14 protein-coding genes are annotated in these 12,187 nt (G+C 64.3%); 9 read left to right on the top strand and 5 right to left on the bottom strand.

What is annotated here, in order from left to right:
* Positions 1-56: 56 nt before the first annotated feature.
* Together LB568_RS13060 and LB568_RS13055 are read right to left on the bottom strand one after the other, a co-directional pair.
* The gene (locus LB568_RS13060; protein WP_224730348.1) at positions 57-569 is read right to left on the bottom strand and encodes a hypothetical protein; all 513 of its coding nucleotides are present in this window, start codon (positions 567-569) and stop codon (positions 57-59) included.
* Positions 566-1,291 carry a DUF2259 domain-containing protein gene (locus tag LB568_RS13055; protein WP_224730347.1) on the bottom strand — a complete coding sequence of 242 codons (726 nt, stop codon included), beginning with the start codon at positions 1,289-1,291 and terminating at the stop codon, positions 566-568. Before LB568_RS13055 ends, LB568_RS13060 begins: the two co-directional genes overlap by 4 nt.
* A 134-nt stretch (positions 1,292-1,425) precedes the next feature.
* Between LB568_RS13055 and LB568_RS13050 the strand changes: the two genes are divergently transcribed.
* Positions 1,426-1,680: a DUF2171 domain-containing protein gene (locus LB568_RS13050; RefSeq protein ID WP_224730346.1), complete on the top strand. Its 255-nt coding sequence runs from the start codon at positions 1,426-1,428 to the stop codon at positions 1,678-1,680.
* Positions 1,681-1,689: 9 nt separating this feature from the next.
* On the opposite strand, the gene LB568_RS13045 is transcribed toward LB568_RS13050, so the two are convergent.
* Entirely contained in the window at positions 1,690-2,715 is a 1,026-nt protein-coding gene (locus LB568_RS13045) for a P1 family peptidase (RefSeq protein WP_224730345.1), read from the bottom strand.
* Positions 2,715-3,782 (bottom strand): branched-chain amino acid ABC transporter substrate-binding protein, encoded by a 1,068-nt coding sequence (locus LB568_RS13040; RefSeq protein WP_224730344.1) that lies wholly within the window; start codon positions 3,780-3,782, stop codon positions 2,715-2,717. Before LB568_RS13040 ends, LB568_RS13045 begins: the two co-directional genes overlap by 1 nt.
* 180 nt (positions 3,783-3,962) lie before the next feature.
* Here LB568_RS13040 and LB568_RS13035 point away from each other — a divergent pair, with 180 nt between their 5' ends.
* The 7 genes from LB568_RS13035 to LB568_RS13005 all read left to right on the top strand — a co-directional run bounded on the left by LB568_RS13035 (position 3,963) and on the right by LB568_RS13005 (position 10,453).
* A complete protein-coding gene (locus LB568_RS13035; RefSeq protein ID WP_224730343.1) occupies positions 3,963-4,490 on the top strand; it encodes a flavin reductase in 528 nt (175 codons plus the stop codon).
* Positions 4,487-5,416: an AAA family ATPase gene (locus tag LB568_RS13030; RefSeq protein WP_013895852.1), complete on the top strand. Its 930-nt coding sequence runs from the start codon at positions 4,487-4,489 to the stop codon at positions 5,414-5,416. Before LB568_RS13035 ends, LB568_RS13030 begins: the two co-directional genes overlap by 4 nt.
* A gap of 3 nt (positions 5,417-5,419) precedes the next feature.
* The gene (locus LB568_RS13025; RefSeq protein WP_224730342.1) at positions 5,420-6,664 is read left to right on the top strand and encodes a vWA domain-containing protein; all 1,245 of its coding nucleotides are present in this window, start codon (positions 5,420-5,422) and stop codon (positions 6,662-6,664) included.
* A gap of 50 nt (positions 6,665-6,714) precedes the next feature.
* Entirely contained in the window at positions 6,715-7,053 is a 339-nt protein-coding gene (locus LB568_RS13020; protein WP_023764193.1) for an XdhC family protein, read from the top strand.
* 6 nt (positions 7,054-7,059) lie between these two features.
* Entirely contained in the window at positions 7,060-7,764 is a 705-nt protein-coding gene (locus LB568_RS13015; protein WP_013895849.1) for an XdhC family protein, read from the top strand.
* A complete protein-coding gene (locus LB568_RS13010; protein ID WP_013895848.1) occupies positions 7,761-9,371 on the top strand; it encodes an NTP transferase domain-containing protein in 1,611 nt (536 codons plus the stop codon). The genes LB568_RS13015 and LB568_RS13010 overlap by 4 nt, the downstream gene beginning before the upstream one ends.
* Positions 9,372-9,601: 230 nt before the next feature.
* A complete protein-coding gene (locus LB568_RS13005; protein ID WP_224730341.1) occupies positions 9,602-10,453 on the top strand; it encodes an alpha/beta hydrolase family protein in 852 nt (283 codons plus the stop codon).
* A 29-nt stretch (positions 10,454-10,482) separates the two neighbouring features.
* Here the strand turns inward: LB568_RS13005 and LB568_RS13000 are convergent, their stop codons facing one another.
* On the bottom strand, positions 10,483-11,535 hold the full coding sequence (locus LB568_RS13000; protein ID WP_224730340.1) for a DUF1176 domain-containing protein: 1,053 nt from the start codon (positions 11,533-11,535) through the stop codon (positions 10,483-10,485).
* A gap of 140 nt (positions 11,536-11,675) precedes the next feature.
* On the opposite strand from LB568_RS13000, the gene LB568_RS12995 reads away from it, so the two are divergent.
* Positions 11,676-12,182, top strand: coding sequence for a DUF1993 family protein (locus LB568_RS12995; protein WP_224730339.1), 507 nt, complete (start codon positions 11,676-11,678; stop codon positions 12,180-12,182).
* Positions 12,183-12,187 lie beyond the last annotated feature (5 nt).

Genomic DNA, 12,187 nt, shown 5'->3' with positions numbered 1-12,187 from the left:
TCAGTCCTGACATATAGAGAGGTTTGCCCGCGTCCTAACAGAGGCGGACAAAATGCTCAACGCCGCTGCCGCGCAAACCATACGCTCGCCGCGAACAAGGCGATGAAACCGAGCGGAAAGTAAAGCCGGATGCCCAGAACCACGAACTGGTAGAATGCGATCAAGGTCGTGAAGACGAGCTGGAGAGCCCAGGTGTGGGTGAGGGCAGGCGCATGCCACTCGGCATAGTAGGAGCGGTATTGCAGGGCGTAGAGCCCGCCGGTCAAGCCGATCGTCGCTGCGGCGAGGCACACGAACGCTGCCGCGAAGGCAACTTCCCTGCGCCTTCCGAGAGACAGCAACTGCGCCGCAAACAGGCCAAACGGAAAGGCCAGGGTTCCACCCATCGCAAAGAGCAGCGACACGGTGCGTATCTTCTCCGGCGTCTCCCAATCGTCCAGCAGCAGATTGAGAAGCGCGCTGCCGCCCATCATCACGGCCCACACCAGGGCGCCGAGAAACGCCGTCCGCCACCCCGGCAAGGCGCGGCGGACATAGTTCGGGCCGGGGCTGGCGGCGTGCGGTGTCACAGGCGGCCCGTCACGGCGATCCAGCGATAGTCCGGCCCCTCGAAACCGTACTGGCGCACCGCGATCACCACCGCATAGGCGCTGAGGCTGTCCATCGAGAACGTCTGGACCGCACCGATGCTGTAGCCGTTCGGGCAGCCGCGGCTTTTGGGAATCGACTTGTCCTCGTGCAGCAGCCTGGTGGTGCCGCCGTCCCGAGCCTCGACGCGCAGCAGCCGGAAGCCGTTGATCTCGCCCTGGCTCTCGCAGCCTTCGGTGCTGTTCATGCCCAGCTCGTCCAGCCGGAATTCGAGCGGCTGGTCGACCGGCGAGAAGATCGGGCGAGGGTTGACCACCATGCGGTGCGGATCGGCCGAAAGTTCGGTCACCGGATTGAAACCGGCGGTGATGCCGCGGTTGGCGCTCAACTCGGCCTGGCTGACAATGGCCTCGCCCTTCTGCCGGGCTTGCAGGCGCGCTGCCTCGATCGTGGCGGTCTCGTCGTCCAGCCGCACTCGGATCGGCGTTCCCTTGAGAAAGCTGTCATCATTGGTGTCGATATAATAGCGATTGGCGTAGGGGAAACCCGACCCATCCTGGACGCCATATTCCTCGAAGGCGAACACGCCGCCGTCCTTGGTGAATCCCAGGATTTCGAGCTCGGCGACATCGCCGGCACGGGCCACGATCGGTGTCGTGACCTGTGCTAACAGGCAAACGGCAAACAACAAAAGAATCCGCATCGTCTTTCACCCCCGGTGTTCGTGATCGTCTAGTCCCCTAGCATGATGGGATCAAAACGTCGTGCTGCCTGAAAGCCGATGCATCCAATCGGCCGGTCGTTTGTTATTGTCGGCAGTCCCAATGGAGAACCACCATGACCGACACCAGCAAAATTCGTGAGCATATGGAAGTCGTTGGCGCCGATGGCGTGCATATCGGCACCGTCGACAAGATCGACGGCCAACGCATCAAGCTGACCAAGGCCGACAGCGGCGAGGGCGCTCACAAGGGCCATCACCATTACGTCCCTCTGGCGCTGGTTGCCGAGGTCGACGGCAAGAAGGTTTGGCTGTCGGCGAATTCCGATGTCGCGGTGACCTTCGAGGAAGAAAGATCCGATCGTGTGTGATCGACCGGTTCAGCCGGGGCGCGACGACCAGGCCGGGAAAAGATCGTTTTCGGCGGGTGTTGCGGCGAACACGCCGCGGCTGATGGCGCGCGCCATGGTGGCGCCGGCCGCGGCATAGAGGTCGATTGCCGCGTCGGCTTCGAGCCGGATGCCGCTCTTGCCGGTCGCCAGCGCGAACACCAGGTCGCCATCGGCCGGCGTGTGCGTCGGCCAGATGGCGCGCACGAAGCCGTCATGTGCCGATATCGCCAGGCGCTTTGCAGCAGCCTTGGTCAGAACGGCATCGGTGGCAATGACGGCGATGGTCGTGTTGCCGCCGGTCTCCATCTGCCCCCCGGCATGCTTGTCGCGGTATTTCAGCAAGATCCTCTTCGCATCGTCCGGCATCGGCGAGGGATAGCCGAGCCCGCCGAATTCGTCGCCGATTTCGAAAGGTGCCGCCCAGAAATGGCGCGTGCGGCCAACGGTCACCGAGCCGGTCGGGTTGACGGCCGCCAGCGCACCGATGGTGACGCCATTGTCCAACAGCGTTGAGGCGGAACCCAGCCCGCCCTTCAGCCCTGCGGTCAGCGCACCGGTGCCGGCGCCGGCCGTACCGAGCTGGAAATCCAGTGCCGCGGTTTGCGCTGCCTCATAGCCGAGGTCGCGGTAGGGCGGATAACGGCCCCAGTCCTTGTCGCCGCCATTGCGCAGGTCGAACAGGATCGCCGCCGGCACGATCGGCACGCGAAAGCCGCCCACCTCGAAGCCGATACCGCGCTCGCGCAATGCCGCCTGCACGCCGGACGCCGCGTCGAGGCCGAAAGCCGAACCGCCCGACAGCACCACGGCATGCACCGCCTCGACCGAATTGTGCGGTTCGAGCAAGTCCGTCTCGCGGGTACCCGGCGCGCCGCCCAGGATTTGCACGCCGGCGATCGCCGGCTCGTCGCAAAGGACGGTCGTCACCCCGGACTTCAACAGGGCGTCGGTCGCATTGCCGACGCGGAGGCCGGCGACATCGGTGATCAGGTTGCGCGGGCCGGTGCGGAACATCAGTTGCCTTCCAGGGGCACGAAGCGCGTGCCGTCGAAGCGGAACACGCGGTAGGGGCTCTGGCTGAGGTCGCCCTTGGCGTCGAAGCGGATCGGCCCGATCGCCGTGGTGAAATCATGCCCGGTCAGCACCTCGGTCAGCGGCATGCCCGAGGACAATGCCGACGCCGCCTTGGCGACTTCGATCGCCGCATAGGCCGGCAGCGTGTAGCCGTCCGGCACGATCTTTTGCGCGGCGAAGCTTTCCAGCACCTTTGGATCGGCGACATCGGCCCATTCGGGCGGCGCGATCATCAGCGTGCCCGTCGCATAGGGCACGTCGCCGGGCGGCGTGCGCAGGTTTTCACCGCCGGCAAAGACGATGCCCGCCTGGAGCTGTGCGGCATCGCGGCCCATGATGGCGATGTCGTCGCCATCGCCGCCTGCAAAAACGTGCGTGGCGCCGGCCTTCTTCAGCCGGCCGATCAGGCCGATCTGGTTGTCGAGCTGCGGCCGGAACGTGTCGACGAAGACGGGTTTCAGCGCCGCTTGCTCCGCCGCGGCGCGAAACGTCTCGGCCATCTCGCGGCCATAGATGGTGCCGTCGTCGATGATGGCGAACAGCTCGTTCTGCCACAGGCGGGTGAGGGTGGAGGCAACGGCGTTGCGCTCATCGTCGCCACGCGGCCCCAGGCGATAGACCGGCCATCCGGTCTTGGCGCGGCGGTCGGTCAAGCTTTCGGTTCGCACGCCAACGGTGATGACCGCGATGTTGGCGTCCCTCAGGATCGGCATCGCCGCCTCGATCGCGTCTGTGCAGAGGAAGCCGACGACGATATTGACTTTGGCTGCCACGAAGTCCCTGGCCGCGGCTGCCCCGCCATCGGCGGTACAGGCGTCATCCACGGTCTTGAGTTCGACACCGTTTGCTTCCGCCGCGAGCCCGGCACCGGCCTCGACCTGCTTGCCGAGAATGGCCGATGGTCCCGACAGAGGCGCGGCAACGCCGATCGTGAGCGTCTGGGCGTTGGCGGCGCCGGCCAGCAGCAGCCAGGCCAGCGCGGCGGATATCGTTGCCCGGGATCGCATCCTGCCGAAGTGTTCCTCCAAGCCCGCGACATCGCGCAGGCACCAGCTCCCGCCAAGACCTAAAGGCTGCCCGGCCTTGGTGCAACACGCGAATTTGGCGATATGGGCCAAGCACTTCGCTTGTGGCATGTCATGTCTAGCCATATATAGCGGTGAGGTTTCTGGCTGTGGAAAATTCTGGTGCTGAAGAAGAATGACATTGGACCTCAGGCCTATCGCGACGCGATGAGCCATTTTGCCGGTCACGTCCATGTGGTTACCACCAACGGGCCAGCCGGCAAACGCGGCGCGACGGTGATCGCGGCCTGCTCGGTGTCGGACACGCCGCCGACCATTCTGGTCTGCCTCAACCGTGAGAATCCCAAGAATGAGCCGTTCGTGAAGAACGGCCGATTTGCTCTGAACACACTGGCTTCGCACCAGGAGCCGCTGTCGGTCGGGTTTTCAGGCATCACCGGCCTGCCGGTCGAGGAGCGTTTCGCGCTCGGCGAATGGGACGTGATTTCCACCGGCGCGCCGACCTTGAAAGGCGCGCTCGCCGTTTTCGACTGTGAGTTGATCGACACCAAGGACCTTGCCACCCATCGTGTGCTTTTTGGCAAGGTGACAGGCCTGCGCATGGGCGATAATTTGCGGCCGCTGATCTACCACGCCCGCGGCTACCACGTTCTGGAAAGCGGAGCAGCGGCGTTCACGGAGAAAGAATGAACGAGCTGAAACCGCGAGCCGTGCCGCGGACGATCGATGAAACACTCGATCTCCTGACTGGCGCGGACTATGTAGCGGACCGGTCGCTGGCGACCGTGCTTTTCCTGTCGCTGCGCATGAAACGGCCATTGTTCCTCGAGGGCGAGGCCGGCGTCGGCAAGACCGAGATCGCCAAGGTGTTGGCGCAGGCGCTTGGCCGCCGGCTGATCCGCCTGCAGTGCTATGAGGGGCTCGATGTCTCCTCGGCGGTCTACGAGTGGAACTACGCCGCGCAGATGATCGAGATCCGCATGGAGGAGGCCGCCGGAAAGGTCGACCGCTCCGCCATGGAACGCAACGTGTTCTCGGAAAAGTACCTGATCCGCCGCCCGGTGCTCGACGCGCTGACCGGCAAGGCGGGTGCGTCCCCGGTCTTCCTGATCGACGAGCTCGACCGCACCGACGAAGCCTTCGAGGCCTTCCTGCTCGAAATCCTCTCCGACTTCCAGGTGACGGTGCCAGAACTCGGCACCATCAAGGCGGAAGAGCCGCCGATCGTCATCATCACCACCAACCGCACCCGCGAGATCCACGACGCGCTGAAGCGGCGCTGCCTCTATCACTGGGTCGACTATCCCAATGCCGAGCGTGAGCTTGAGATCGTGCACCGCAAGGTGCCGCAGGCCAACCAGCGGCTCTCGGCCGAGGTGGTCTCCTTCATCCAGAAACTGCGCCAGATCGAGCTGTTCAAGGTGCCTGGCGTTGCCGAAACCATCGACTGGGCCGGTGCGCTGACCGAACTCGACAAGGTCGCGCTCGATCCGGAGACTGTATCCGACACGATCGGCGTGCTGTTGAAATACCAGGACGACATAGCCCGCATCGAACAGGGTGAAGGCCGGCGCATCCTCAACGAGGTGAAGGCCGAGCTTTCGGCGGCGGAGTAGGGGATGCTGCGCCCCGAACCGAAAGAGGCGACAGCGGATGGCCGGATCGCCGACAACATCGTCTATTTCGCCCGCACCTTGCGCAAGGCCGGCATGCGTGTCGGGCCAGCCTCGGTCAAGGACGCCATCGAGGCGGTGCTGGTCGCCGGTATCGGTTCGCGCGATGATTTCTACTGGACGCTGCACGCCGTGCTGGTCTCGCGGCACGAGGATCACGTCATCTTCGACGAAGCTTTCCGGCTGTTCTGGAAATCGCGCGAGTTGATCGAGAAGATGCTGGCGATGTTTTCGCCTGTGGCGCCCGACGCCAGGGAGAAGCAGAAGCCGCGCGCGGCCGAGAACCGCGTCAGCCAGGCGATGTTCGAAGGCCACCAGAAGAACCAGCCGCCGCAGGAAATCCCCGAGATCGAGGTCGATGCCCGTTTCACTTTTTCCGGCAACGAGGTTTTGCGGGGCAAGGATTTCGCTCAGATGAACGCCGCCGAGATCGCCGACGCCAGGAAGGCGATCGCCGGGCTGCGTCTGCCGGTCGACATGGTGCGGATCAGGCGCTTCAAGGCCGATGCGTATGGCCGCCGTATCGACCCGCGCGCCATGATGCGTTCGGCCGCGCGCACCGGCGGCGAACTGATCTTGCCGAAATTCCGCTCGGCCCGTGAAGTCCATCCGCCGCTGGTGGTGCTGGCCGACATATCGGGCTCGATGAGCCAGTACACCCGCATCTTCCTGCATTTCCTGCATGCGTTGACCGAAAAGCGCCGGCGCGTGCACACTTTCGTTTTCGGCACCCGGCTGACCAATCTGACCCGGCAGATGCGCCACCGCGATCCCGATGCGGCACTTGCCGACTGTTCGGCGGCGGTCAAGGACTGGTCGGGCGGCACGCGCATTGGCGATACGCTGGCCGAGTTCAACCTGATTTGGTCGCGGCGCGTGCTGGGGCAGGGCGCGGTGGTGCTTTTGATCACTGACGGGCTGGAGCGCGACGATGTCGCCGGGCTTTCGGAGGAGATGGAGCGGCTGCACAAATCCTGCCGGCGGCTGATCTGGCTGAACCCGTTGCTGCGCTTTGACGGTTTTCAGGCGCGCGCCCGCGGCGTCAAGGCGATGCTGCCGCATGTCGACGAATTCCGTTCGGTGCACAATCTCGAGGCGCTCGCCGACCTCTGCGCCTCGCTGGATAAGAAATCGGCACTGTCGGTCGATCCGCGGCGATGGATGGATGCTGGCGAGAGGCATGCCGCATAACCATATGTTTTCCCTGTTCCCTGGAAAAACAGACCCTGAGAGAAGCAACCATGAGCGACAGTCTTTATCTCGATGAAGCCCGCGATCCGCTGATCATCGCCGAAGGTTGGATGAAGGACGGCAAGGATGTCGCTATCGCGACGGTGGTCGAGACCTGGGGGTCGGCACCGAGACCGGTCGGCAGCCACCTTGTCATCGATGCCGAAGGTAATTTCCACGGTTCGGTTTCCGGTGGCTGCGTCGAGGGCGCCGTGGTGACCGAGGCGATCGACGTCATCGGCTCCGGAAAGGCCAGGATGCTGGAATTCGGTGTTGCCGACGAGGCTGCCTGGCAGGTCGGCCTGTCCTGTGGCGGCCGCATCAAGGTGTATGTCGAGCGATTAGGCTGATCTCAGATGGATCCATATACCCTAAAAACCTTGAATGCCGAGCGCCGCGCCCGCCGTGCGGCGATCCTCGTCACCGATCTCGGTGACGGCCGCGATCGTATCGTGCGCGAGGGCGACCACGTCGCCGGCGATCTCGGAACGGCGATCGCCAAGGCCTTTCGATCGGGCAATTCCGGTTCCGTCGAGGCGGAGGGGCGGACCTTCTTTCTCAACGCGCATCTGCCGCAGCCGCGCCTGCTGGTCATTGGCGCCGTCCACATCAGCCAGGCGCTCGCCCCGATGGCACGCATCGCCGGCTATCCCCTGGAGATTATCGATCCGCGCACCGCCTTTGCCACGCCTGACCGCTTTCCCGATGTCGCCTTGCATGCCGAATGGCCCGAGGATGTGCTGACGCGCCAGCCGCTCGACAGCTATACGGCGCTCGCCGCCGTCACCCATGACCCCAAGATCGACGATTTCGCGCTGAAGGCCGCACTCGACGCCAAATGCTTCTATGTCGGGGCGCTTGGCAGCCGCAAGACCCACGCCAAGCGCGTCGAACGCCTGCTGGCGCTGGGCGCGAGCGCCGACCAGATCGCCCGCATCCATGCGCCGATCGGCCTCGATATCGGTGCCGCGAGCCCCGCCGAGATCGCCGTCGCCATTCTGGCGCAGACCATCCTTGCCTTCCGCTCGCGCGGCCTTAATGCAAAAGGCGCGGCAGCGTGAAATTCGGTCCAATTCCGATCGACGCGGCCGAAGGCGCGGTGCTGGCGCATGCCACCACCGCCGGCGAACGGCGGTTTCGCAAGGCGCACAGGCTGACCGCCGAAGACATCTCCATACTCAAGGGGGCCGGGATTTCGCAGGTCGTCGCGGCCGTGCTGGCCCCGGACGATCTGGGCGAGGACGCCGCGGCGCAAAGAATTGCCGAGTGCATGACATTCAGCGGCATCGAGGCGAGGCCCGCCGCCACCGGCCGGGTCAATCTCCATGCCAAGGCGGCCGGCATCTTCACGGTCGATGCCGCTGTCATCGACGCCATCAACGCCGTCGATCCCGCCATCACCATCGCCACCCTGGCCCAGCACGCACCGGTCGAGAAAGGGCAGATGGTCGCGACGGTCAAGATCATCCCCTTCGCCGTCGCCTCCATGCTGGTCGACACGGTGACCAAACTCTGTGCCGGCGGCGAGATCTTTGCCGTCAACGTCTACCAGCCGGTGCGCGTCGGCGTCATCCAGACGGTCTTGCCGGGCACTAAGCCTGGCGTGCTCGACAAGACGCTGCGTGTCACCGAAGCGCGGTTGGCGCGCTCGGGCGGCAGGTTGACGGCGGAGCGCCGCACGCCGCATGAGATTGCGCCCGTGGCGGAGGCCGCGGCCGCGCTGGCGCGCGACAACGATATGGTGGTGATCTTCGGCGCCTCCGCGATGAGCGATTTCGCCGATGTCGTGCCGGCGGCGATCGAAAGGGCCGGCGGTACCGTGATCCGCGCGGGCATGCCGGTCGATCCCGGCAATCTGCTGGTGCTCGGCACGCTCGGTGGCAAGCGCGTCATCGGCGCGCCCGGCTGCGCCCGCAGCCCCAAGGAAAACGGCTTCGACTGGGTGCTCGATCGGTTGGTTGCCGGCCTCGATGTCACCGCGCGCGACATCGCCGGCATGGGCGTCGGCGGGCTGCTGATGGAAATCCCGACGCGGCCGCAGCCGCGCGAACCGGTGCCGGCCAAGAACCAGCTCAAGGTCGCGACCGTGCTCCTGGCGGCAGGCCGGTCGAGCCGCATGGGCGGGCCGAACAAGCTGCTGGCGCTGTTCGACGGCAAGCCGCTGGTGCGCCGCACCACCGAGCGCGCTCTCGCCTCGAAGGCCGCGGGCACGATTGTCGTCACCGGCCATCAGCGCGAACGGGTGCGCGCGGCATTGTCGGGCCTGGATGTCACCTTCGCCGACAATCCAGATTTTGCCGATGGCCTGTCCACGTCGTTGAAAGCCGGGATTGCCTATCTGCCGCAAGACACCGCCGGCGTGATGATCGTTCTCGGAGACATGCCGGGTGTCGCGTCCAACGATCTCGACCGGCTGATCGACGCATTCCGTCGGGCCGGAGGCAATTCCGTGGTCCGCGCCTCGCATCTTGGGAAGCGCGGCAACCCGGTGCTTCTGCCTCGCTCGCTATTCCCCGCCGTCGCCCATCTCGAAGGCGATACCGGCGCACGCCATCTGGTCGAAGCCGAAGGGCTCGACGTCGTCGACGTCGAGATCGGCGAGGGCGCATCCGTCGATGTCGATACCCGCGAGGCGCTGGAAGGCGCCGGCGGGGTGCTGCAGGATTGACAAACCCGAACTGAATTAAGCATGGCTTGGGGATGGCTATTCGTACCGTCGCACCCCCCTCTGGCCTGCCGGCCATCTCCCCCTCAAGAGGGGAGATTGGCAGCTTCCGCATCGACACTCTTTCTCCAGCGGCGGTGATTGGCGAAAGCCGTGATGACATCCGATCTTCCCCCTTGAGGGGGAGATGGCCGGCAGGCCAGAGGGGGGCGTGCCGCGCTGTCCTAGCTGCCTTGCTTTTCTTGTTTTCTTCGGCCGCCAACGCCGACACTTTGTCCCTAAAACCCTTCAAGGACGATCTCTTCGCCTATCCGGCTGCGCTTTCCTCCGACACCAACGGTGCCTACACGGTCATCGACTATCGCGAAATGCGCGACATCAACCAGCGCGACGAGGTGCCGGAAAAGCGTGTGCATGCGCAGTATACCGACACCGGCGTGCGCAAGGTGCAGCAGGATCTGCTCCTGAGGACCGATGCCGGCGACGTCAGGCATGTCGCCGTCGGCAAGACGGAGGGTGCCGGCATTCTCGTGCTTTACCTGCACGGGCAGGGTGGCAGCCGCAAGCAAGGCGTCGACGACTTCACGTTCGGCGGCAATTTCAACCGCCTCAAGAACCTGATGGCCGCCAATGGCGGCCTCTATCTCAGTCCTGATTTTCCCGATTTCGGCGACAAGGGCGCGGCACAGCTGGCGGCGCTGATCGATCATTACGCCGAACAGTCGCCTGGCGCGAAGATCTTCGTCGCCTGCGGCTCGATGGGCGGTGCGCTGTGCTGGAAACTCGCCGCCCGCAAGGACACCGGCGGCCGCATCAATGGCCTGCTGCTGCTCGGCTCGCTGTGGGACGACAGCTTTTTCGCCAGCCCTGCCTTCAAGCGCCGCGTGCCGGTCTTTTTCGGCCAGGGCAGCCATGACGTGGTCTTTCCCGTGGCAAGCCAGGAGGCCTTCTTCCGTTCCATCATCGCCAAATCGAAAGCCTATCCGACCCGGTTCGTCCGCTTCGAGACCGGCACGCATGGCACGCCGATCCGCATGGTCGACTGGCGCGAAACGCTCAACTGGATGCTGTCGAAGGCGCCCTGATCGACGCGGGCTTGAAGCAGAGCGGCGCTCTACGGCGCGGTGTTGTAGTCGACGACCGTCTGCGGGTTCTCCTCGCCGTCATAGGACGCGTCGACGTCGTACTGGACCAGCGAGAAATTACCGTTGCGGAACAGATAGGTTCCGGCGTCCGACGCATCGCCGACGCCGCGCCATTTGTTGAACGTGGTGATCGTATGGGTATCCGGGTCATAGTCGGAATTGACCGCCCAGCCGCTCGTCTCGAAGCCGACGATGCTCATGCCCAGCAATTTGCCATTGCTGTCATTGTTCTCGTAGCGGATGTCCATCTTGGGTTCGGCGAACTGCAATTGCTGCACGGCCGATAGTTCGTCGGTCATGTAGTAGACCGAGCTTTCATTGTAGGCGGCCGCCGAGCAGGAAAAATGGAACAGCCGCGTCTCCTTGTCGGGATCTCCGGGCTGGGCATCCTTGGCCTTGTACTTGATCGAAAAGACCTCCGGCTCATTGGCCACGAGATCCTTGTCGCACTGGTCGCCATAGGTCGCCAGAAAAGCTTTCTTGGCCTGCTCAAGTGCGGTGTCCTTCTTTGGTGGCGGCGGCCCGTCGCCGCAGCTTGGCGGCACCGCCTCCTCGAAATCGGCGGTGGAGGGCTTCAGCGCGCCTTTTTCGATGTGGATCGGATCGAAAGGCGGCGCGGCCTGGATCTGGGCATTGACCTGGCGCAGCGTGTAGCAGCCGGCGAAAACCTTTTCGCCGCCGGTCTTGTCGGTGGCGCGGATGGCGACGGGAACGTTGTAGAAAATGCTGCCCGCGGCACCTTCGTCCGAGATAGCGCCGGTCTCGACCTCGACCTTTGCGGTGCCGTCATAGCCCTTGACGAAGCTGTCAAGATCCTTTGCCGGCTTTGTATCGCCGAAATAACTCCAGGCGCGGGCGAATTCGTGCCGGTTGATGGCGCTGTAGAGCGAATGGATGACCGCCTCGGCGCTCGAACGATCATCGACATAGGGCGCTTCGGGGGCATCATCGGCGGCCAGGGCCGTTTGGCCAGTCGTGGCAAGGGAGAGAAGGGCAGTCGCTGCGAGAAGGGCGCGTCTCATCGGGAATCTCCGCTCGATAACGAAGATTCTACCATGGCGATTGCGGCGGCGTGGTGACGCTGCGTCGCCGGCGCTTGAAGAATCGAGCGCGAAGGCGCTACCTCCCGACCGCCGGCGTTCGGCCGGACGGGAGATTTGACGTGACGATATCGATGTATGAGGCATCCGCGCCCGTGTTTTCAGCTCGGCTGAAAGCACTTTCCAATGTGCTGGCATCAGCCGAACAGAATGCGCTTGACCGCAAGATCGACCCGCAGGTGTTTTTGACGGCTCGCCTCGCGCCCGACATGTTCGCGCTGACCCGGCAGGTGCAGATCGCCACCGACCATGCCAAGGGCGCGCCGTCGCGGCTCGCCGGCCGCGAAGTGCCGAAATATGAGGACAATGAGGCAAGCTTTGCCGATCTCGAGGCGCGGATCGCCAAGACGCTCGCGCTTCTGGCAACGTTCTCGGCTGCCGATATCGATGGTTCGGACGACAAGATGATCGAGTTGAAGCTCGGCGGGCGCGAAACCACATTGGGCGGCATGCAGTATCTGCTGCATGTTGCCATGCCCAACTTCTATTTCCACCTCACCACCGCTTACGACATTCTTCGCCACAATGGCGTGCCGCTGGGCAAGTCGACATTCCTCGGATCCCGCTGAGGAAT

The sequence above is a fragment of the Mesorhizobium sp. B263B2A genome (assembly GCF_020165775.1).
Lineage (GTDB): Bacteria > Pseudomonadota > Alphaproteobacteria > Rhizobiales > Rhizobiaceae > Mesorhizobium > Mesorhizobium opportunistum.
The sequence above is the reverse complement of the archived record's forward strand: the minus strand, read 5'-3'. Positions and strand labels throughout refer to the sequence as shown.

Bases quoted from the DNA above. Each gene is read 5' to 3' on its own strand.
- LB568_RS13000 (WP_224730340.1), bottom strand. From the start codon at position 11,535: ATGAGACGCGCCCTTCTCGCAGCGACTGCCCTTCTCTCCCTTGCCACG.
- LB568_RS13055 (WP_224730347.1), bottom strand. From the start codon at position 1,291: ATGCGGATTCTTTTGTTGTTTGCCGTTTGCCTGTTAGCACAGGTCACG.
- LB568_RS13050 (WP_224730346.1), top strand. From the start codon at position 1,426: ATGACCGACACCAGCAAAATTCGTGAGCATATGGAAGTCGTTGGCGCC.
- LB568_RS13015 (WP_013895849.1), top strand. From the start codon at position 7,060: ATGGATCCATATACCCTAAAAACCTTGAATGCCGAGCGCCGCGCCCGC.
- LB568_RS13020 (WP_023764193.1), top strand. From the start codon at position 6,715: ATGAGCGACAGTCTTTATCTCGATGAAGCCCGCGATCCGCTGATCATC.
- LB568_RS13025 (WP_224730342.1), top strand. From the start codon at position 5,420: ATGCTGCGCCCCGAACCGAAAGAGGCGACAGCGGATGGCCGGATCGCC.
- LB568_RS13045 (WP_224730345.1), bottom strand. From the start codon at position 2,715: ATGTTCCGCACCGGCCCGCGCAACCTGATCACCGATGTCGCCGGCCTC.
- LB568_RS13030 (WP_013895852.1), top strand. From the start codon at position 4,487: ATGAACGAGCTGAAACCGCGAGCCGTGCCGCGGACGATCGATGAAACA.
- LB568_RS13040 (WP_224730344.1), bottom strand. From the start codon at position 3,782: ATGCGATCCCGGGCAACGATATCCGCCGCGCTGGCCTGGCTGCTGCTG.